The sequence below is a fragment of the Pseudomonas sp. BIGb0176 genome, assembly GCF_024810175.1.
Taxonomy (GTDB): Bacteria; Pseudomonadota; Gammaproteobacteria; order Pseudomonadales; family Pseudomonadaceae; genus Aquipseudomonas; species Aquipseudomonas protegens.
This window is the reverse complement of the sequence record NZ_JANUEC010000003.1, coordinates 131,261-151,264: the sequence shown is the minus strand read 5'-3', so window position 1 is coordinate 151,264 and position 20,004 is coordinate 131,261. Positions and strand designations below refer to the sequence as shown.

General features: G+C 62.9%; 16 protein-coding genes, 1 pseudogene and 1 riboswitch. Of the genes and pseudogenes, 7 read left to right on the top strand and 10 right to left on the bottom strand.

The features are described 5' to 3' along the window. Positions 1–23: 23 nt before the first annotated feature. From M2395_RS18725 to M2395_RS18705, 5 genes are all read right to left on the bottom strand, one after another. A complete protein-coding gene (locus M2395_RS18725) occupies positions 24–2,759 on the bottom strand; it encodes a LuxR C-terminal-related transcriptional regulator (protein WP_053153716.1) in 2,736 nt (911 codons plus the stop codon). A 294-nt stretch (positions 2,760–3,053) separates the two neighbouring features. Next, positions 3,054–4,418: a DUF1329 domain-containing protein gene (locus M2395_RS18720; RefSeq protein WP_011063362.1), complete on the bottom strand. Its 1,365-nt coding sequence runs from the start codon at positions 4,416–4,418 to the stop codon at positions 3,054–3,056. Between the two features lie 30 nt (positions 4,419–4,448). Then, positions 4,449–6,338: a DUF1302 domain-containing protein gene (locus M2395_RS18715; RefSeq protein ID WP_123431396.1), complete on the bottom strand. Its 1,890-nt coding sequence runs from the start codon at positions 6,336–6,338 to the stop codon at positions 4,449–4,451. Positions 6,339–6,676: 338 nt separating this feature from the next. Further along, a complete protein-coding gene (locus tag M2395_RS18710) occupies positions 6,677–8,359 on the bottom strand; it encodes a fatty acid--CoA ligase (RefSeq protein WP_053153721.1) in 1,683 nt (560 codons plus the stop codon). 146 nt (positions 8,360–8,505) lie between these two features. Then, complete coding sequence (locus M2395_RS18705; protein ID WP_123431397.1) at positions 8,506–9,690, bottom strand: MFS transporter; 1,185 nt, start codon at positions 9,688–9,690, stop codon at positions 8,506–8,508. Positions 9,691–9,777: 87 nt separating this feature from the next. Here M2395_RS18705 and M2395_RS18700 point away from each other — a divergent pair, with 87 nt between their 5' ends. Further along, on the top strand, positions 9,778–10,551 hold the full coding sequence (locus M2395_RS18700; protein WP_015636948.1) for a helix-turn-helix domain-containing protein: 774 nt from the start codon (positions 9,778–9,780) through the stop codon (positions 10,549–10,551). Here the strand turns inward: M2395_RS18700 and M2395_RS18695 are convergent. Continuing rightward, positions 10,535–11,164 carry a LysE family translocator gene (locus M2395_RS18695; RefSeq protein WP_011063367.1) on the bottom strand — a complete coding sequence of 210 codons (630 nt, stop codon included), beginning with the start codon at positions 11,162–11,164 and terminating at the stop codon, positions 10,535–10,537. The genes M2395_RS18700 and M2395_RS18695 overlap by 17 nt on opposite strands. Before the next feature lie 84 nt (positions 11,165–11,248). Between M2395_RS18695 and M2395_RS18690 the strand changes: the two genes are divergently transcribed. The 3 genes from M2395_RS18690 (at position 11,249) to M2395_RS18680 (ending at position 14,095) form a co-directional block, all read left to right on the top strand. After that, on the top strand, positions 11,249–12,214 hold the full coding sequence (locus M2395_RS18690; protein ID WP_053160073.1) for a 2-hydroxyacid dehydrogenase: 966 nt from the start codon (positions 11,249–11,251) through the stop codon (positions 12,212–12,214). Between the two features lie 31 nt (positions 12,215–12,245). Continuing rightward, a complete protein-coding gene (locus M2395_RS18685) occupies positions 12,246–13,244 on the top strand; it encodes a class I SAM-dependent methyltransferase (protein WP_015636950.1) in 999 nt (332 codons plus the stop codon). A 52-nt stretch (positions 13,245–13,296) separates the two neighbouring features. Continuing rightward, positions 13,297–13,418, top strand: a riboswitch (yybP-ykoY riboswitch). A 92-nt stretch (positions 13,419–13,510) separates the two neighbouring features. Then, entirely contained in the window at positions 13,511–14,095 is a 585-nt protein-coding gene (locus M2395_RS18680) for a TMEM165/GDT1 family protein (protein WP_011063370.1), read from the top strand. Positions 14,096–14,180: 85 nt separating this feature from the next. Here the strand turns inward: M2395_RS18680 and M2395_RS18675 are convergent, their stop codons facing one another. Then, the gene (locus M2395_RS18675; protein WP_011063371.1) at positions 14,181–14,999 is read right to left on the bottom strand and encodes a M48 family metallopeptidase; all 819 of its coding nucleotides are present in this window, start codon (positions 14,997–14,999) and stop codon (positions 14,181–14,183) included. A gap of 273 nt (positions 15,000–15,272) precedes the next feature. Between M2395_RS18675 and M2395_RS31875 the strand changes: the two are divergent. Beyond that, positions 15,273–16,559: pseudogene (locus tag M2395_RS31875) on the top strand (HAMP domain-containing protein); the annotation flags it as partial. 12 nt (positions 16,560–16,571) lie between these two features. Continuing rightward, entirely contained in the window at positions 16,572–17,414 is an 843-nt protein-coding gene (locus M2395_RS31870) for a methyl-accepting chemotaxis protein (protein WP_371261320.1), read from the top strand. 115 nt (positions 17,415–17,529) lie between these two features. Here the strand turns inward: M2395_RS31870 and M2395_RS18665 are convergent, their stop codons facing one another. From M2395_RS18665 to M2395_RS18655, 3 genes are read right to left on the bottom strand one after another with little or no spacing between them, the layout of a single operon-like run. Beyond that, the gene (locus M2395_RS18665; protein ID WP_011063373.1) at positions 17,530–18,150 is read right to left on the bottom strand and encodes an SOS response-associated peptidase; all 621 of its coding nucleotides are present in this window, start codon (positions 18,148–18,150) and stop codon (positions 17,530–17,532) included. A 35-nt stretch (positions 18,151–18,185) separates the two neighbouring features. Then, positions 18,186–18,446, bottom strand: coding sequence for a putative signal transducing protein (locus M2395_RS18660; protein WP_011063374.1), 261 nt, complete (start codon positions 18,444–18,446; stop codon positions 18,186–18,188). A gap of 16 nt (positions 18,447–18,462) precedes the next feature. Continuing rightward, positions 18,463–18,645 carry a CPXCG motif-containing cysteine-rich protein gene (locus M2395_RS18655; RefSeq protein ID WP_011063375.1) on the bottom strand — a complete coding sequence of 61 codons (183 nt, stop codon included), beginning with the start codon at positions 18,643–18,645 and terminating at the stop codon, positions 18,463–18,465. A 140-nt stretch (positions 18,646–18,785) separates the two neighbouring features. Here M2395_RS18655 and M2395_RS18650 point away from each other — a divergent pair, with 140 nt between their 5' ends. Continuing rightward, the gene (locus M2395_RS18650) at positions 18,786–19,952 is read left to right on the top strand and encodes a 1-acyl-sn-glycerol-3-phosphate acyltransferase (protein ID WP_015636954.1); all 1,167 of its coding nucleotides are present in this window, start codon (positions 18,786–18,788) and stop codon (positions 19,950–19,952) included. Positions 19,953–20,004: the final 52 nt, after the last annotated feature.

Sequence of the window (20,004 nt, the reverse complement as noted above, 5' to 3'; positions counted from 1 at the left end):
CCCGGCAGCCAGTGGCGCAGCGCCTACCCCAGCAACCCCAGCTCCTGGGCCCGGGCCACGGCCTGGGTCCGGCGCTCTACCCCCAGCTTGCTGTTGATATGGCTGGCATGGGTCTTCACCGTATGCAACGAGATGAACAGGCGCTCGCTGATTTCCTGGTTGGAGCAGCCCTGGGCGATCAACTGCAACACTGAAAGCTCCCGGGAGCTCAAGGACTCGTTATGGGCCACGATCTCCTGAGGTTCACGCGATGCTGCCGGCAACCGCTCCAGCAACGCCTGGGTCAGGGCTGTCGATACGCCCTGCTGCAACTGCTCACGCATCCAGACGGGATGGCCATGGAGCAATGCCATGAACGGCTGCACCGCGCCTCCAACCCCGGCCTCCAGAGCCTGGGCCAGGTCCTGGCGGGCCTGCGGACCGCGACCGGCCGCCAGCAACAGTGCGGCTTTCTGGGTCAGGGCCATGACGCTCAGCAACTGCCGGCCGCTTTGCTGGCCATGCTCGACCAACCGATTCAAGCGCTGCTCCGCCCGGCCCAGATCGCCCTTGATGCTTTCAAGCTGGGCTTGCTGCAATTCAATGTGCAACGGCAGTTGCGGGTGGAACTCCGGTGGCGCCGCCGCCTGTTCGCCGGTGTAGGTCTGGCCCAGGCGGGCCAGCCAGGCTTCGGCCAGATCGGTACGCCCCTGGGCCAGCCACAGCTCGCATTTCACCAGGGTGATCATTGCCAGGTAATAGATCGGTGGCACGTCCCAGATGTGCATCAAGCGCTCGGCTTCCGCCAGCTCGGCGAAGGCTCGGGAGAACTCGCCACCCAGGCCTTCCTGCTTGGCGATCACGCAGTGACCGATCAGCACGCTGATATCGCGACAGGCCCGGGCCTCCACCAGGCCGGCCTGCAAGCGCAACAGGCCGGCCTCGGGCTGGGCACGCAGGGTCAGCAGATAACCGTCATACAGGGTCAACCGGGCCCGCACCGCATACAACCGCTGGGCCGACAGGCCCTGCAGGCGCCGCAGCCCCTGGTGTACCTCCTCCTGCGCCCGCAGCACTTCGCCGCGGGCCTGCAGGACCCGGGCACGGTCGTAGTGGGCCAGGGCTTCGAACAACGGATTGCCGACCCGTTGCGCCAGCTCCAGGGATTCGCGATTGAGGCTGCGGGCCCGCCACAGATCGGCATCGGTAATGGCCAGGTTGGACAAGGTCGACAGGCACATCAGGCGCTGCCCATAACGTTTGGGCGGTAGGCTTTCCAGGGCCTCGCTGCAATAGGCCAGGGTGTTTTCCCGCTGGCCGCGGCCACGGGCGATGATTCCGCTCAGGGCCAGCCATTGCGCCAACATCGACTTCTGCGCCGTGGCCGAAGGGGCCGGCAGGAAACGACTCAGGTGATTGGCCAGTTCCTCCGCCGCATCCAGCTGGCAGGCCAGGCCCAGGGCCCAGCTGTAGAGCACGATCAGCCGCGGCGTGCTGATCAGCAGGCTGTCGGGCAGGTCCATCTTCCAGCGCAGCAGCATGCCGACGTTCTGTTCCGCCAGCAGTTGCTCTTCGGACAGGTTCTGCACCAGGTTGGCCGCCACGTCCAGGTGCCCGGCGCGCAGCGCTTGCTCCACCGCCTCGTCGAGCAGCCCCTGGGCGTTGAACCAGCGGCAGGCGCGCAGGTGCAGGCTGGCCGCTGGCACCAGGGCATTGGCCGTGGGCCGGGTGCGCAGCAGGTCGGAAAACAGGTGGTGATAACGATACCAATGGCCGTGTTCATCCAGGGGCACCAGGAATACCTGGTGGGCCTGGAGGAAACCCAGGATCTCGGCGCTGTCATGGGCTTCGCGAAGGGCATCGCACAGCTCGGCGCAAAACCGCTCCTGGGGCGCCGTGTCATACAGGAATGACTGCACTTCGGCGGGCAGGCAGTCGATGACCTCTTCCAGCAGGTAGTCGCGGATCAGCCCTTCCCCGCCATGCAGGCCCTGGGGTAGCGCGCCCCCGGCTCCCGCCTCGGATGCCGCCAGCAACCAGAAACGCAGCCCGGCCACCCAGCCTTCGCTGCGCTGAATCAGGTTTTCCAGGGCTTCGCCGCGCAGCGAACTGCTGTGCCGGTCGAGCAGGCTCAGGGATTCGTCGTGGGTCAGGCGCAAATCCTGCTCGTGCAGCTCCAGCAGTTGCCGGGACAACCGCAGCCGCGCCAGGTGCCAGTCCGGGCGTTGGCGGCTGGTGACCAGCACCAGCAAGCCATCGGGCAGGTGATTGAGAAAAAACTGCAGGCAACGATCGAGGACCGGCCCCTGGGCCAGGTGATAGTCGTCCAGCACCAGCAATAACGGACTGGCACCGGTCAATTGCACCGCCAGCTCATCCAGCAGGCCGTCCAGCCACTCTTCAAAGGCGAAGGGCTGGTGACGCTGACGCATTTTCAACAGGCCCAGGGACTGCCGTCCCAATTGGGGAAAGTACTGCTGCAGACCGGCCAACAGACGCTCGAGGAAACGCCCGGGATCGCTGTCCCGGCGGCTCAACCCCAGCCACAGGCTCTGCCAGTTATCCGGCAGCCCCTGGCAAAACTCCACGGCCAGCGAGCTCTTGCCAAACCCGGCAGGCGCACAGACCAGCAGCAATCGCCCCTTCAACCCGGCGCTCAGACGCTCGCAAAGACGCGGCCGCTGCACGTATCCATCGGGCAGGGGGGGTCGATAAAAACGCCCCTCCAGAGCGGGGATCACCGCGCTGGCAGGCCGTTGCAGGGGGGACAGGTCAGTCATGGCCAACTCTTATTGATGTACGGTTGTCGGCGTAGCAGATGTCCGCAGACTAGCGGTAAAAGGCCACCTGTTGAAGATTTTTGCGACCATTCGGGCGAAAAAGACTATGAGCAAATTGGTCAGATAACTCTGAATGATTAAAAGATATTTCGTTTATTTATTGATTAAGTGGCTAATTAGCTTCGAGAAAGCCGTCTGCACCCGGATGGATTCCAAGGCCGGGCCCTCAGGCAAAAAAAAGCCCCGAACCAGGTCGGGGCTTTTTCCGAGGATGCGGCCTCTATTTGCAGCGGCTCAGCGAACCCCGTCCTGACGCAGGGCGGCTGGGGTGAAATCGCTGGTGGTGGCGGTGAAACCGAAGTCGTAGGCCTGTTTCTCTTCGTTCTTCATGCCTAGGGCCAGGTAGCGGCCGGACTGCAGGTCGTAGAGGGTTTCCAGGGCGTACCACGGCACTTGCTTGTCGTAGTAGTTCTCGGCGTGAGCCTCGGCCACGCGCCACAGCTGGCCACGACCGTCGTAGTGGTCGATCACCGCTGCCTGCCAGGTGTCTTCGTCGATGTAGAAGTCACGCTTGGCGTAGATATGGCGCTGGCCTTCCTTCAAGGTTGCCACCACATGCCAGACCCGGCGCAGCTCATAGCGAGCCAGGTCCTGGTTGATGTGGCCGGCCTTGATGATGTCGGCGTACTTCAGGGTCGGCGAGTCGAGCTTGTAGCTGTCGGAAGCGATGTACATCTCCTTCTTGCCTTCCAGCTTCCAGTCGTAGCGATCCGGCGCACCGTTGTACATGTCCAGGTTGTCGGAAGTACGCAGGCCGTCGGCAGCGGTACCCGGACCGTCATAGGACACTTGCGGGGCGCGGCGTACGCGGCGCTGGCCAGCGTTGTAGACCCAGGCCGAGCGCGGCTCCTTCACTTGGTCGAGGGTTTCGTGCACCAGCAGCACGCCACCGGCCAGGCGCGCCGGCGCGGTCACTTTCTGCTTGAAGTAGAACAGGATGTTGCCCGGGTTCTTCGGATCGTAGTCCTTCATCTTGTCGCGGAACACGAACTGGTCCTGGAAGTACACCAGGCTGTAGGAGCCGTTGGCCTGTGGCGTGGCCTGGGTCACCAGGCGGGTCACACTGCCACCGCGATAGCGGGTGATGTGGTTCCAGATGACTTCCACGCCGCTTTTCGGGATCGGGAACGGAATCGCGGTTTCGAAGTTCTCCAGGCCGTTGCCGCCGGACACCAGGTTGGTGCTGGTGGCGTTGCGCTTGATCGCGGCGAACACGTCAGCCGGCACGGTGGCCCCGCGATGGGACGGGTAGACCGGCATCTTGAAGGTTTCCGGGTAGCGCTTGAACATCGCGTACTGCCCCGGCGCCAGCTTGTCCTTGTACTGCTCGACGTTCTGCGCGGTGATGGTGAACAGCGGCTGCTCGCTGCCGTAGGGGTTGGACAGGAAACCCTTGCTGTCCACGGTGCCAGCATTGGTCGCCAGTGGCTTCCAGGCCGGAATGGTGCCGGCGGCATTGCCGGCCATTTCCGCGCCCATCGGCGTCAGGCTGGTACCCAGCTTGGCGGCTTCATCGGCCGAGACCGCGGCCATGACCCCGGTGGCCAGCAGTGACAGTCCCAGCACACCGACGTGCAACAGACTCTTGGTGATTTTCATATTGTTGTTCTTCCTGAAAATGCAGTGTGCTTAGAAGTTCACGCCAACGCTCAAGGCGAGGAAATCCCGGTCATCCACGGTGCTGTAGTCGCCACCGAAGAAGTTGGTGTAGGCCAGGCTCGCGGTGTAGGTGTTCTGGTACTCGGCATCCAGCCCCAGGCTGATGGCCTTGCGGCCTTCTTCGAAGTTGCCGCCAGGACCTGGCGAGTAACCCTTGACGTCATGGGACCAAGCCACGTTCGGCTTGAGGTTCACACCAGCGAACACATCCGGGTACTCCCAAATGGCACGGCCGCGGTAGCCCCAGGAGGTGGCGGTGGTGAAGCCATCGTTGTTGCAGTTGGCGCTCAGATTGCTGGCGTCTGCGCCAGGACCTGCACCGGCAATGGTGGTGGAGTTAAGCGCACGACAGGTGTTTTGCCCGCCGGTGGCTGGCAAGGCGCCAGGACCAAACACCGGATCACGTCCATAGCGGACATCCGACTTGCTCTCAAGGCCTCCGACATGGGTAACCCCCACCTCACCCACCAGCGTCAGACGGCTGGCGCCCATGACCTGATCGAAGAAGTGCGTGAAGGTAGTCTGGAACTGAGTGACTTCCTTGCGGCGATAGCCGTGAAGGTCCTGCCCCGCTACACCTTCAAGCAACGAGGCGTTGGCAAATGCCCCCTTCAGAGGTCGAACGGCGGAATAGAGAATATCGGTAGAGTTGAGTTGTACAGGCGCATTCGGCCGGTAGCTGATTTCACCGCTCCAGGCCGTCCCCGTAGGCAGGGTGGTGGAGAAACTCAAGCCATACAGGCGAATGTCTTCTGGATACTCAACGAAGTACTTCGAATTACCGGCGATCCATACCGGCGCCAAAGTGCCGAAGCCAGGAGCAATGTTGTAAGCCGACTGTGGTGCCGCCGTGGCACTGAAGATCGGCGCTCGGCTGTGATAGTTCATGAAGTAGGCACCGAACTCGGTGTCCAGCGGCTCGAAGTTGTAGTGGAACGCCGCACCGAATTGGCCGCTGTCACGGGCATCTCGGTCGCCACTGCGACGCACCAGCGTGCCTTCTTCGTTGACGTCGACGCCACGAGCCTGCATCGCGGCCAGGGCCGCGCGCCCCGGCGCCGTGGCGGCGATGGTCGAACGCTTGGCGAGCAGACGCAGATTGTCGTCACAGCCATCGGAAATGTTGTCCGGCTGCGAGAAGAAGGTTCCGCAGTTATCGGTAACGGTCTGGTCCCACTCCAACTGATAGAACGCTTCGGCCGACAGGTTCTCGGTCAGGTTCTGGGAGATGTAGAACATGTTGACCGGAATCAGACCTTCCTTGACCTCGGCACCAGGACGGCGGAACGCCGACACGTCGATCGGGTTGATCGAGTTGATACCGCCACCAATGAAGGTACTTTCGCCCCAACTCACCACCTGCTTACCGAAGCGCACCGAACCTGGCTCATCGGCAATGGAGTAGTTGTGATAGACGAAAGCATCGAGGATCTGACCGCCGGAAGACTTGGCGCCCTCTTTACGGTTGTCGTTGCTGACGTTCTTGAAGTCCAGGTCTTCGTCCTGGAGCTTGAAGTCATACCAGTACTTGCCACGGACAAACACACCGGTATCGCCGTACTTCAATTCCAGGTCATGGATACCCTTGAAGATCTTCGAGAAGGTCTGGCCCTTGTTGAAGTTCAAGTGGCCGTCATCGGTGGTCTGGGACAGGCCCTTGCCGCCGTTGTTGACCCCGATCAGGTCCTTGTTGCGCCCGGCGGTCGACCAACTGGCCCCCACCGACAGGGACGAATCGAAGCTGCCTTCGATTTCACCGATATTGAAGCTGACGCCGAATGCCGGCCCGGCGAGCGTGGAGGCGAGACCGACGGCCAGGGGCAGTTTCGCCCGGCGCCAGAACTGGTTTGCTGATGTCATCGACGCTACTCCATGTGCATTATTGTTATGGCAGTACGCTCTTCTGAAAACGCTTCGAATACCGGTTGAATGAACACTTGTCCCGGCTCCGAAGTTGCGTGGCGCGAGCACCCCGCAATGCTCCGTCGTTCAGAAAAATCCGTGAACGGACTATATCCAGCAGGGATTACTGCTTGATCCCTCTAAAGTGTGATTTGCAGCCACCCACCGCACTGGAACAGCCCTTTGCCATAACCTCTGAAAAACGGCGCGGCAAGAATGACTGAAAAATCCGTGAGCACAAGGCAAAGGCTTGCCGGGTGGGCATGCCGTGCCCGAGCGGGCACGGCAGAGGACGCTCAGAGCGTGGAGAGGAAGGTGCTGTTGCTGGCTTGCCACTCGCTGATGTCGACGCGGATGCGCTTCTTGTCGAGCTTGCCAACGCTGGTCTTGGGAATTTCAGTAACAAGGGCGATCTGACTGGGAATCGCCCACTTGCTCAGGTGACCCAGCTCGACGAAGGGCTTGAGGTGTTCCTTGAGCTCGCGGGCGCCAATCTCATGGCCCTCACGGATGACCAGCAGGGCGAATGGGCGTTCGCCCCACTGCGGATCGGCGATGCCCACCACTGCTACTTCACGTACCGCCGCGTGGCGGCTGATGAGGTCCTCCAGGTCCAGGGAGGAGATCCACTCGCCACCAGTCTTGATCACGTCCTTGATCCGGTCGCGGATGTCGATCACCCCCATGCTGTCCAGGGTTGCCACGTCACCGGTATGCAGCCAGCCGCCTTCCCAGAGCTCGGCGCCTTTTTGCGGCTCGTTGAAATAACCTTCGCTCAGCCAGGGCGCCCGCAGCACCAGCTCGCCCTGGGCCTCGCCGTCCGCCGGGAGGAAGTTGCCTTCGGCATCGATGATCGCCGCCTCCACCAGCGGCCCCGGCACCCCGGCCTTGATGCGGTAGGTGGTGCGCTCGTCCTCGCTGCCCGCCATCAGTTCATCGTTCAGGTGCGCACAGGACACCAGCGGTCCGGTTTCCGACATGCCGTAGGCAGCCGTCAGCTGGATGCCCTTGGCCTTGGCCGCCTCGTACAGCGCGCGGTTCAGCGCACTGCCGCCGATGACGATCTTCCAGCCGCCGAAATCCGTACCCTGGGCCGCCTTGGCATTGAGCACCATCTGCAGGATGGTCGGCACGCAGTGAGAGAAGGTGACCTTCTCCCGGCGCCACAGCTCCACCAGGTACTCCGGGTCGTAGCGCCCGGGATAGACCTGCTTGAGCCCGAGCATGGTGGCCACGTACGGCAAGCCCCAGGCGTGCACGTGGAACATCGGGGTGATGGGCATGTACACATCGTTGGTGCCCAGCAGGCGCACGCTGTCGATGGCCCCCATGATGGTGGACACCCCCAGGGTGTGCAGCACCAGCTGGCGGTGGGTGAAGTACACGCCCTTGGGGTTGCCGGTGGTGCCGGTGGTGTAGAAGGTGGTGGCCACCGAGTTCTCGTCGAAATCCTCGAACGCGTACTGGGGGCCGGCGGCGGCGAGCAAGGTCTCGTACTCGCCCACCAGGTTCGGCAGCTCGGCAGTTTTCTCCGGGGCATCGGTGAGCAGCAGGGTTTTCTCCACCGTGGTCAGGTGCCCGGCAATCGCCTGGTACAGGCCGACGAACTCGCTGTTGACCAGCACGAAGCGGTCCTCGGCATGGTTCATGGTGTAGAGAATCTGCTCCGGCGACAGACGCACGTTGATGGTGTGGATCACCGCACCGATCATCGGGATGGCAAACATGCACTCCAGGTAGCGATGGCTGTCCCAGTCCATGACCGCCACGGTGTCCCCCGCCCTGACCCCGGCCGCGGTCAGCACATTGGCCAGGCGCGCCACCCGCTCGATCAGGGTCGGATAGGTGTAGCGCAACTGGTCACGGTAGATGATCTCGCGGGTTTTTTCGTAGCGGGTGCCGGACATCAGCAAGCGCTTGATCAGAAGTGGGTATTGGTAGGCGCCTTCGGCGGGAGGAATAACGCGAGTCTGCAACATAAGAATCCCTTTTCTGACGGCTCGGTCGTGACTGGAGGATAACCACTCTAGAGCTCCTGCGCGCCCGCTAAATCAGCCAAAGGAATGATTTGCAGGGCCGTACAAATACTAGCTTCAGGCCAGTATTGTTACGGCCCTGCACGACCTCAGGCGCTTTGCCCCACTGCCGCTTCCGCGGGGGTGCGGGGAAAGGCCAGCGCCGCGGCAAACGTCAGCGCCGCGACCCCCGCCAGGACCAGGTACAGGCCACTCAGGCCCTGACGCGGTTCCACCAGAGCAATCAGCGGAATCGCCGTGGCACTGGCACCGAACGACAGGCAGTAACGCAAGGCGAAGATTCGCGACTGCCACTGGGGCGCAACGAAGTTGGCGACCATGGCATCGTTCACCGTGACCAGGCCGAACACCACGAACATGAAGGCCGCACCCAGGACGATCACACCCCAACCCTGGCTGTCGGCCATCGCCAGCAGCAACGGGGCCTGGAGCAGGGTCAAAATGATGAACGGCCACTTCAGGCTGAAGCGGTGCAATACCCGGCCGATCAACAACTGCGCCACTGCGCCGAAGGCATAGGCCAGGCTGACCACCACCCCCAGGGTCTGCGGCGAGGTGAACAATTCATGCAGGCGTTCCTGGAACAGCTTCGGGTAAGTCATGGTGGTGGCGTTGAAGACCACCCCGCCAGTGGCTGTGGCCAGGGCCAGCACGCCGAACACCAGGAACATGGAGATCTGCTGCCCGCCCTTGCCCTTGAGCGGCACATGGGCGCGTGCGGGGGCAGGCTCGTCACGCACCTGCAAGGCAAAGCCGACACCCAGAAGGATGGCCACGCTCCCCGGCAGGATGAACGCCGAGCGCCAGCCGAACTGCGCCACCAGCAAGCCGGTAATCAAGGCCGAGAAGGCCACGCCGAGGTTGCCCCACATACCGTTGATGCCGATCTCGCGCCCGCGATTCTGCGCATAGGCCACCAGCATCGCGGTGCCCACCGGATGATAGATAGCGGCGAATATTCCCATCAGGGTCAGCCCGATCACCAGCATGCTCGGGCTATTACTGAGCCCGGTGAGGATCGAAGCGCCACCGATGCCGAAAAAGAACAGCAGCATCATCTGCCGCCGACTCCAGTGATCCCCCAGCCAACCGGCCGGTAGCGAACAGGCGCCAAAAGCGATGAAACCACCCAGGGACAGACCGATCAGCCCGGCATAGTCCAGGCCAAAGGCCTGGGTCATGCCCAGCACGGCAGCGGGAAAGATCAGCATGAACATGTGATCGATGACATGGGCGGCGTTGACGTAGCGGATGACGTTTCGGGCTTGATTCATGGCGACACACCGGGGGTTGGTTGTTGTGCCGCCTATGCTAATTTGGCAATCCACCGCATTTCTGACAACAAAGTCATTGGACCGGACATGTTAATCGACCACTTCCACCATGGGCCGGTCAGCGCCTATCCCCGGGACTACCCCGACGCCGGGCATCAACCATTGCACCGCCATCGCGAGGCGCAGTTTCTCTACGCCGCCTGCGGCACCATGCGCCTGGTCACCGCCCAGGGCGCCTGGGTGATCCCACCGAGCCGGGCGGTGTGGATCCCGCCACTGGTGGAGCATGAAATCTTCATGGTCGGCGAGGTGCGCATGCGCTCTCTGTTCATCGACCCGGAGCTGTCAGCGCCCGCATTGCGCCAATGCTGCGTCCTGGCGGTCACACCGCTGCTGCGGGAGTTGATCCTGCGTGCCGTGCAAGGTCCGGAACAAGCGGAAAACCCCTTGATCCAGCAATTGATGCTGGAAGAAATCGCCGCCTTGGAAAACCTTCCGCTGCACATTCCCATGCCCCAGGACCGGCGCTTGCAAGCCATCTGCCGGACCTTGATACAGACCCCGGATCACCCCCACACCCTGGAAGACTGGGCGCAGCAGGTCGGCGCCAGTTCACGAACCCTGGCGCGGCTGTTCCAGCAGCAGGTGCAGATGAACTTCAATGCCTGGCGCCAGCAGGTGCGCCTGATGGAAGCCCTGCCACGCCTGCTCGCCGGGGAAAGCGTGCACAGCGTGGCCGACTCGCTGGGATACGGCAGCGCCCGGGCCTTCAGCGCGATGTTCTGCCGTTTGCTCGGGGATACGCCACGGCATTACGTGGCGGCCTTGAATCAGCTCAGCGCAATCAATGCATCTCGGTGAAGGCCAGCTTCACGCCGATGGCGATCAGCACTGCGCCCATGGTGCGGTCGAACCAGTGGCCCATGCGGGCAAAGCCGGCACGAACCCGCTGCTGGCTGAAGAGCATGGCCACCAGGCAGAACCACACAGCGGTGGCCACCGCCAGATACACGCCATACCCGGCCTGGATCGCCAGCGGCGTATGCGGGTTGATCACCACGGTGAACAGCGAGAGAAAGAACAGCGTCGCCTTGGGGTTCAGGCCATTGGTGACAAAGCCTGAAGTGAAGGCCCCACGCGCAGTGCGGACCCCGGCTTCCTTGTGCAGGTCGTCGGCCGCCGGTTTGGCCGGCTGGGCACGCAGGGCCTTGTAGCCGATGTACAGCAGGTAGGCCGCAGCCAGCCACTTCAGTGCGTTGAACAGAACGATGGACTGGGAAACGATCAGGCCGATCCCCAGCAGCGAGTAACCCACGTGCAGGAAGATTGCGCAGCCCACGCCCAGCGCGGTCCAGGTGCCGGCTCGACGGCCGTGGGTCACGCTTTCACGCACCACCACGGCGAAGTCCGGGCCGGGGCTGGCCACTGCCAGAAGATGGATGAGGGCAACGGTCAAGAACTCGGTGAAGTACATGCAGGCTCCTGTGTATGTCTAATTATTTCATCTGTTAGGCTCGGCAGATTACGCCTTAGAACCCTCGTGCAAAAGGTACAGTTCATGACTAACAATCGCCGCGCCGTCTTCCTCGATCACAGCTCACTGGACCTCGGTGACCTGGACCTGGGTGCGCTGCATGACAGCTTCAGCCCTCTGCAAGTACATGCCCACACAGCGCCGGAACAGGTCGCCGAACGCCTGCAGGGAGCCCGGGTGGCCATCAGCAACAAGGTGGCACTGACAGCCGAAACCCTGGCCGCCTGCCCCGACCTGCAACTGATCCTGGTGGCCGCCACCGGCACCAACAATGTCGACCTGGCCGCAGCCCGCAAGCAGGGGATCACCGTCAGCAACTGCCAGGGCTACGGCACTCCCTCGGTGGCCCAGCACACCCTGATGCTGCTGCTCAACCTGGCCACCCGGGTCGCCGATTACCAGCAGGCCGTGGCTGCCGGGCGCTGGCAACAGGCCAGTCAGTTCTGCCTGCTGGACTACCCGATCATCGAACTGGCGGGCAAGACCCTGGGCCTGCTGGGCAATGGCGAACTGGGCAGCGCGGTGGCCCGCCTGGCCGAAGCCTTTGGCATGCGTGTGCTGCTGGGGCAGATTCCAGGCCGCCCGACCCGCCCGGACCGCCTGCCGCTGGAGGAACTGCTGCCGCAAGTGGACGCCCTGACCCTGCACTGCCCCCTCAACGAGCACACCCGCCACTTTATCGGTGCCCGGGAACTGGCCCTGCTCAAGCCCGGAGCCCTGGTGGTCAACACCGCCCGCGGGGGGCTGATCGATGAACAGGCCCTGGCCGATGCATTGCGCAATGGTCACCTGGGTGGTGCAGCCACCGATGTGCTCAGCGTCGAACCCCCGGTGGCTGGCAACCCCCTGCTGGCCGGCGACATTCCGCGCCTGATCGTCACTCCACACAACGCCTGGGGCAGCCGCGAGGCCCGCCAGCGAATCGTCGGTCAATTGACGGAAAACGCCCACGCCTTCTTCAGCGGCGCCCCGCTGCGGGTCGTGAGTTGATAAACTTCGCCACTTTTTTCGGGGGCGGATCATGGACACACGCAGTGAAGTACTGTTGCGTCAGGCTGAATTGTTTCAAGGCTCACTGCTGCTGGCCGGCCTGGCCGCCGACGATCTGCTGGGCCGCCTGCCCAATGCCCGGGGCTGGAGCTGGCACGCCGGCGACCAGGCAGCCCTGGAGGCGCGCTTTCCCGGCCGCAGTCACTTTGGCGTAGACGCACCGGCCCAATCCTTCGACAGCGCCGTGCTGTTCCTGCCCAAATCCAAGGACCTCACCGACTACCTGCTCAACGCCCTGGCCTCGCGCCTGGCCGGGCGCGAACTGTACCTGGTGGGCGAGAAGCGCAGCGGCGTGGAGAGTGCGGCCAAGCAACTCAACCCCTTCGGCAAACCGCGCAAGCTCGATAGCGCCCGGCACTGCCAGCTGTGGCAGGTCACGGTGGCCAATGCTCCCGAACCGCTCACCCTGCAGAGCCTGGCCCATGAGTACGAACTGCCGCTGGCCGAAGGCCCGCTGAAAGTCATCAGCCTGCCGGGGGTGTTCAGCCATGGCCGGCTGGATCGCGGCACCGCGCTGCTGCTGGAGCACCTGGACCACCTGCCCGCCGGCCACCTGCTGGACTTCGGCTGCGGTGCCGGAGTGCTCGGGGCCACCGTGAAACGCCGCTACCCGGACAGCCGCGTGACCCTGCTGGATGTGGACGCCTTCGCCGCCGCCAGCAGCCGCCTGACCCTGGCGGCCAACGGCCTGGAAGCCGAGGTGCTGACCGGTGACGGAATCGACGCCGCGCCCATGGGGCTGAACGGCATCCTGACCAATCCGCCCTTCCACACCGGGGTCCATACCGACTACCAGGCAACGGAAAACCTGCTGCGAAAAGCAGCCAAACATCTGCAAAAAGGTGGAGAACTGCGAGTAGTTGCCAACAGCTTCCTGCGCTACCAGCCGCTGATCGAAGAGCACCTGGGGCCCTGTGCGATCAAGGCCGAAGGCCAGGGCTTTCGCATTTATCGGGCCAAGCGCGGCTGAAATCCTTTTTCGCAAACAAGGCTTGCCGAAAGGGTTTTGCCTAGGCAGAATCCGCTCCGTCCTAGGGGAGTAGTCTCCCACGAGCGCCACGCTCGTCCGGCATGCGTCAACATACTTGGTCAACAGACCATGGCGCATGCGACCCAAGAGTCCGCACAGACGGACCGCAGGGTTTGACAAGACCTATGACACGCACACCTTACCCGGGGCGGGAAGGCTGTACGTGTCATAGCCGTGTCGACCCGCCCCTTAGGAAAACCCTGATGATGCTGGACTCCCTACTCGTTCCCACCGCAATCGTTGCCTTGGCCGAAATCGGCGACAAGACGCAACTGCTTGCCCTGATTCTCGCCGCACGTTTTCGCAAACCCTGGCCGATCATCGCCGGCATCGTTGCCGCGACCCTGGCCAACCACGCGGCGGCCGGTGCGGTAGGCGCCTGGTTCGGCAGCTTCTTCTCGGACTCGACCCTGCACTGGATCCTCGCCGCCAGCTTCACCGCCACCGCGCTGTGGACCCTGGTTCCGGACAAGATGGACGACGACGAAGCCAATACCGCACGCAAGTTCGGCCCATTCCTGACCACCCTGATCGCCTTCTTCCTGGCAGAAATCGGTGACAAGACCCAGGTCGCCACCGTCATGCTGGCGGCGCAGTACCCGGATCTGTGGCTGGTGATCATCGGTACCACCCTGGGCATGCTGATTGCCAACGTACCGGTGGTCCTGGCAGGCAACTTCGCCGCAGACAAGCTGCCCCTGACCCTGATCCGTCGCCTGGCGGCGTCGGCCTTCTTCATCCTCGCCGTGGTGGCGGTGTACAAGGCCATGCAGATCAGCGGCTGGGTATAAACGAAATCGCCGGCAAGCTGGCCCCTACGCAACCCGTAGGAGCCGGCGTGCCGGCGACAGCGTCATCGACAATGACGCGAAGGGATCAGGACTTCTTGGCGGCCTGATACAGCGGCATCACCTTGGGAATCGCCGCCTGCAAGGAAGCGATACGGCTGGTGGAAGCCGGGTGAGTGCTCATGAACTCGGGCGGCGCGGAGCCACCGGCAGCCTGGCCCATCTTGTTCCACAGGCTGATGGCCGCATTCGGGTTGTAACCGGCACGGGCGGCCAGTTCCAGGCCGATCAGGTCCGCTTCGTTTTCATTCTCGCGGCTGTTGGGCAGAGTCATCAGCAGGTTCACCCCGTTGTCGCCCAGGGCTACGGTTTCCTGCGGAACGCCGAACAAGGTGGCGATCTGCTTGCCGGCACCGACCGCGTACTGCTTGGACATGGCTTCGCGACCGTGCTCGCGCAGGGCGTGGGCAATTTCATGGCCCATGACCGCGGCGATTTCATCGTCGGTGAGTTTGAGCTTCTCGATCAGCCCGGAGTAGAAAATGATCTTGCCGCCAGGACCGCAGTTGGCGTTGAGCTCGTCGCTCTTGATCAGGTTGACTTCCCATTTCCACTGCGCGCAGTCGGGGCGGAAAGTCGGCGCCTGGGCAATCAGGCGGTTGGCAATGACCTGCAGGCGCTTGGCGTTGGCGCTGGTCTTGTCCAGTACGCCCTGGCTGCTGGCTTCACCCAGAGTCTGCTGATAGGACTGGGCATAGGACTGGTTCACTTCAGCGCTGGAAACCATGCTGAACATGGATTGCTTGCGATCCACACCGACCACGCCACCGCTGGTGGTATTGACCGTTTCACAACCGCTGAGCAGTACTGCGGCACTCAATGCACATACGACCAATGACTTCTTCATCATGAAACCTCCCTGAAAACGTGGCGCGTATCCTAAGGGCGGAAATGTATCCGCGCCAGATGTAAAAACAGCAATCGGTCGCATTTCAGATACATATCTGCCTTGCAGGAGAAAATTCATTCCTCCCGCAAATCCCGCCCGGGTTACCCCCACAGCTTGCCAAGAACGACATCAAGCTCCCTGAAACAGTCATTTTTCCGTGTAAGGCTAATGGCCAGCGCTGCAGCGGCCGATACAGCTCGGCAGACCTAAATTCCTGCGCCCGGAGCCTCTATGAAGTTCAAGTCGATCCAGTTTTCCGTCGCCGCCCTGGCCGGCGCCATCGTTCTCAGCGTGGTTGCAGCCCTGGTGCTGTACGCCCTGTTCTCCGGGGCCAGGACCCAGCAGATGGTGCAAGACCGTACCCAGGCCCAGTTCGAACAGGTCATCGAACAACGCCTGAGCGGCCTGGCGCAGACCCAGGTCAGCCAGATCCAGCGCGAACTGGAAGCGCCCCTGCTGATCGCCGGCGGCCTGGTGCGGGTCAATGCGCTGATGGGCACCCAGGACTCGCAAGGCCATGCCGGGCTGAGCCTGAGCCGTGAACAACTGATTGCCCTGATCAAGGAAAACGTCACCCAGAACCCGAAGATCCTCGGTGCGTACATTGGCTGGGAACCCGGCGCCATCGACCATGACGACGCTGCCTACGTAGGCACCTCGGTGGTGGGTATCGATGCAGCAAACGGCCGCTTCCTGCCCTGGTGGTTCCGCAATGAAGACGGCAGCCTGGGCCTGGACAAACTGGCCGACGTCAATGATCGGACCCTGCTTTCCACCGGCGTGCGCGCCAGCGAGTACTACCTCTGCTCCCAGGACAGCCTAAAGCCTTGCGCCATCGACCCCGCTCCCTACAAGGTCGGCGACAAGGTGGTGATGCTGGCCTCCTTTATTCAGCCGATCCTGCTCAACGGCAAGTTCCAGGGCATCGTGGGTGCCGACCTGTCAGTGAACTTCATCCAGGACATGCTGGTGGGCGCCAACCAGAAGCTCTACGGCGGCGCCGGGCACATGGCCCTGATCGGCGGTAACGGTCGCCTGGTCGCCTATACCAAGGACTCGAGCAAGTTCGGTGAAAAAGTCAGCGACGTGCTCAGCAGTGATGCACTGACCAAGCTGTCCAGCCTCAAGCGCGGCGAAGTGACCTACGACGTCGACCAGGCCAACGGCACCATCAGCCTGTACCTGCCCTTCGGCATCGGCCAGACCGATGCGCACTGGACCCTGATGCTGCAACTGCCGCTGAGCGCGGTGATGGCCGACCTCGACAAACTGCAAGGTGACCTGGCCGAACAACGCAAGGCCGACACCTTCGGCATGGCCATGGTCGGGCTGGTGATTGCCGGCCTCGGCTTGCTGGTGATCTGGCTGGTGGGCCACGGCATTGCCCGGCCGCTACGGCAGATGGTGGCAATGCTCGACGACATCGCTCAGGGCGAAGGCGACCTGACCCGACGCCTGACCAGCGATCGCGCTGACGAGCTGGGCTCCATCGCCAAAGGCTTCAACACCTTTTTGGCCAAGCTGCAGGCGATGATCAGCCAAGTGGTGACCTCGGTTCAGAGCGTCAGCGATTCTTCGGAACACACCGCAGACATCGCCATTCGCACCAACCAGGGCGTGCACAAGCAAATGGTTGAAATCGATCAGGTAGCCACCGCGGTGCACGAAATGACCGCCACCGCCCAGGACGTCGCGCGCAATGCCACCCAGGCCGCGCAAGCCGCCAGCCACGCCGACCAGGCCGCGAGCCAGGGCATGCAGATCGTGCGCGACACCTCCAGCGCCATCGGCGCCCTGGCCGAGGAAATCGGCCGTGCGGTGGGCGTGGTGCAGACCCTGGCCAAGGACAGCGAGAACATCAACGCCATCCTCATCGCCATTCGCGGGATTGCCGAGCAGACCAACCTGCTGGCGCTTAACGCGGCAATCGAGGCGGCCCGAGCCGGCGAGCAAGGCAGGGGCTTTGCGGTGGTTGCCGACGAGGTGCGCAACCTGGCGCAGAAAACCCAGCAGGCCACCGAAGAAATCCAGTCGATGATCCAGCAACTGCAACAGGGCACCCGGGAAGTGGTACGGGTGATGGAGGACAGCCAGCACAAGACCGACCAGAGTGTGGAACACGCGGCCAAGGCGGCCCAGGCCCTGGAAACCATCACCCAGGCGGTGTCGGTGATCAACGACATGAACACCCAGATCGCCAGCGCCGCCGAGGAGCAGAGCGCGGTGGCCGAGGACATCAACCGCAATGTGATCAATATCGGCCAGGTGGCCAATGAAGTGGCGGGCGGCGCCGATGAGTCCAGTGCGGCCAGCGCCGGGCTGACCAAGCTCGCCGAACAGCAACGACGCCTGATCAACCAGTTCAAAGTCTAATCACGGACCTGCAGGAGCCGGCTTGCCGGCGAAAGCGATCCTGGCTTGGGCAGCGAACCAGGGGGCCTCTTCGCTGGCAAGCCAGCTCCTGCAGCCAGCTCCTGCAGTTGATGCTTCAGGCGGGGGTCAGGCACTCGGGGCCGTTGAGCTTGGGGTCATTGACCAGGTTGGCCAGGACCCGCTCGCGCAGGGCTGCCGGCGGGCTGGCCAGCAAGGCTTGCAGGGCATGCAAGGGGGTTTCGGGATCGAGCCAGGCTTGCTGGCCGGCGGCATCGAGGATCAGCGGGCGACGCAGATTGGAAGCCGCCTGGGTTACCACTGCAGTGCTCAGCCAGACCTGCTCCTGCACCGGGTAGGCCTCCCATATCGCGGCAAAAAAGATCGACGAACCTTCCCCCGGCGTCAGCCAGTAGGGGCGCTTGCGGGTGCCGCCGCGCCATTCGTAGAAACCATTGGCCGGCAGCAGGCAGCGCCGCTCGCGAAAGGCCTGGCGAAACATCGGCTGCTCCGCCAGGGTTTCCGCCCGGGCATGGGCGGGCGTCCGGGAAAGGTCCGTGAGCCACGGCGGTGTCAGCCCCCAGCGGGCCCGGGCCAGGGTGCGCTGGCCGTTTTCCGCGCGCTGGATCAGCACCGAATCATTGGGCGAGATGTTCCACTGCGCCTTCTGGTCAGCGGGAAATCCCGGCAAGGCGGCAAACGCGGGGTTCCAGCGAAACAGGGCATAACGTCCACACATGGGGCAATACAACTCTCGGCAAATCGGCGCTCAGCCTAACAGACCAGCACCCCGGCAAAATTGTCCGGTTCATCAAAGGGCAACGGCAGGGCCGCATTGTACGCAGCGATCAGCTCTCGCGCCTGTTGCGCCTGGTGGTTTTCCACCGACAGCCCCAGCAGCCCGAACAGCGGCAGCTCCCCTGCCCCGCCCAACAGATCGCGCCCCTGCAGATGGGCCTCGATCCCCTCGCTGGCCAGCATGCACTGGAGCAACTCGCCTTCCAGCAGGTTTTCCGGCTCGTAGATGCGCTGCATAAGGGCCACTCCCCATTCAGTCGTTTTCACTGTGAACGTCGAGCATCCATTCCCGACCGTCGGTTTGCAGGGTGAATACAATGGGCCGGCAGCACACCGGGCAGTCTTCGATATAGGTCTGGTCGCCGCCAGACAGGTCCAGCACCGCCTCTGCCTGTTCACCACAGTAAGGGCACTGATAATGGTCGGTTTCCAGCATCGCCGTCTCCAGAGTGACTTATGCGTATAATCGCCGGTCTATTTGCAGGGCTTTTTTTGTTTGAGCTGAATTTTCAGACCGTGCCCGGCTTTTTTTCGATCCGAACCTTTTCTTACCCTAGCCGTTTCTAACAAGAGAGCATGATGGGCGAATTCGATGCCATCCGACCTTACCACGACAGCGAAGTACCAGCGGTGCTGGCCCGGCTGCTCGGTGACAAGGCGTTTCTAGATATCCTCACCCACTTTCGCTTCCCGCGTTTTGCCAAGACTTTCGGCTGGCTGCTCAAACCCCTGATCGCTCACCGCCTGCGCCGTGAGTTTGCCGGGGTCACTTCGGTGGCCACCCTGCAGGACAAGGTCGAATTCTACGTCGACCACACCATCGAGCGGGCCACCGACGGCGTGACCTACACCGGCGTCGAGCAGTTCAAGTCGGGCACCGCCTATGTGTTCCTGGCCAACCACCGCGACATCGTCATGGACCCGGCCTTCGTCAACTACGCGGTGTACCACGCCGGCCTGCCGACGCCACGCATCGCCATTGGCGACAACCTGCTGCAGAAGCCGTTTGTCAGCGACCTGATGCGCCTGAACAAGAGTTTCATCGTGCACCGTTCCATCAGCGGTCGCCGGGAAAAGCTCGCGGCCTACCAGCTGCTGTCGGCCTATATCAACCATTCGATCCGCAACGACGGCCAGTCGATCTGGATCGCCCAGGCCGAGGGCCGGGCCAAGGATGGCGACGATCGCACCGAGTCGGCGATCCTCAAGATGTTCCACATGAGCCGCAAGGACGAGCCGTTCGGCGAGGTCATCCAGTCGTTGAACCTGACACCGGTGTCCATCAGCTACGAATACGACCCCTGCGACCAGGCCAAGGCCCGCGAGCTGTACATCCGCGCCACCACCGGCACCTATACCAAGGCACCAGGCGAGGATGACGTGAGCATCGCCAAGGGCATCACCGGCTATAAAGGCCGGGTCCACGTGAACTTCGCCGCGCCCATCAGCGAATCCTTCGAGGACACCAAGCAACTGGCCATGGAAATGGACCGGCAGATCCTCGGCGGCTACCGCCTGTTCCCGGTGCACTACCTGGCCTATGCCCAGTGGAGCGATGCCGATCCACAACTGCAGGTGCCAACGGCCGCCGAGGTCTTCCCGGCCCAGGAGCTGGCCAAGGCCGAACAGGAGTGGCAGCGCCGGCTGGATGCCTGCCCGGCAGAACACCGGCCGTACCTGGTACTGCAATACGCCAATCCGGTGCGCAACCAGTATCGGGTCAAGGCCGGTCTGGCGCTGTAACGGCCGGACTGGAAAGCACAACGGCGCCTGCGGGCGCCGTTGTCGTTTCTGC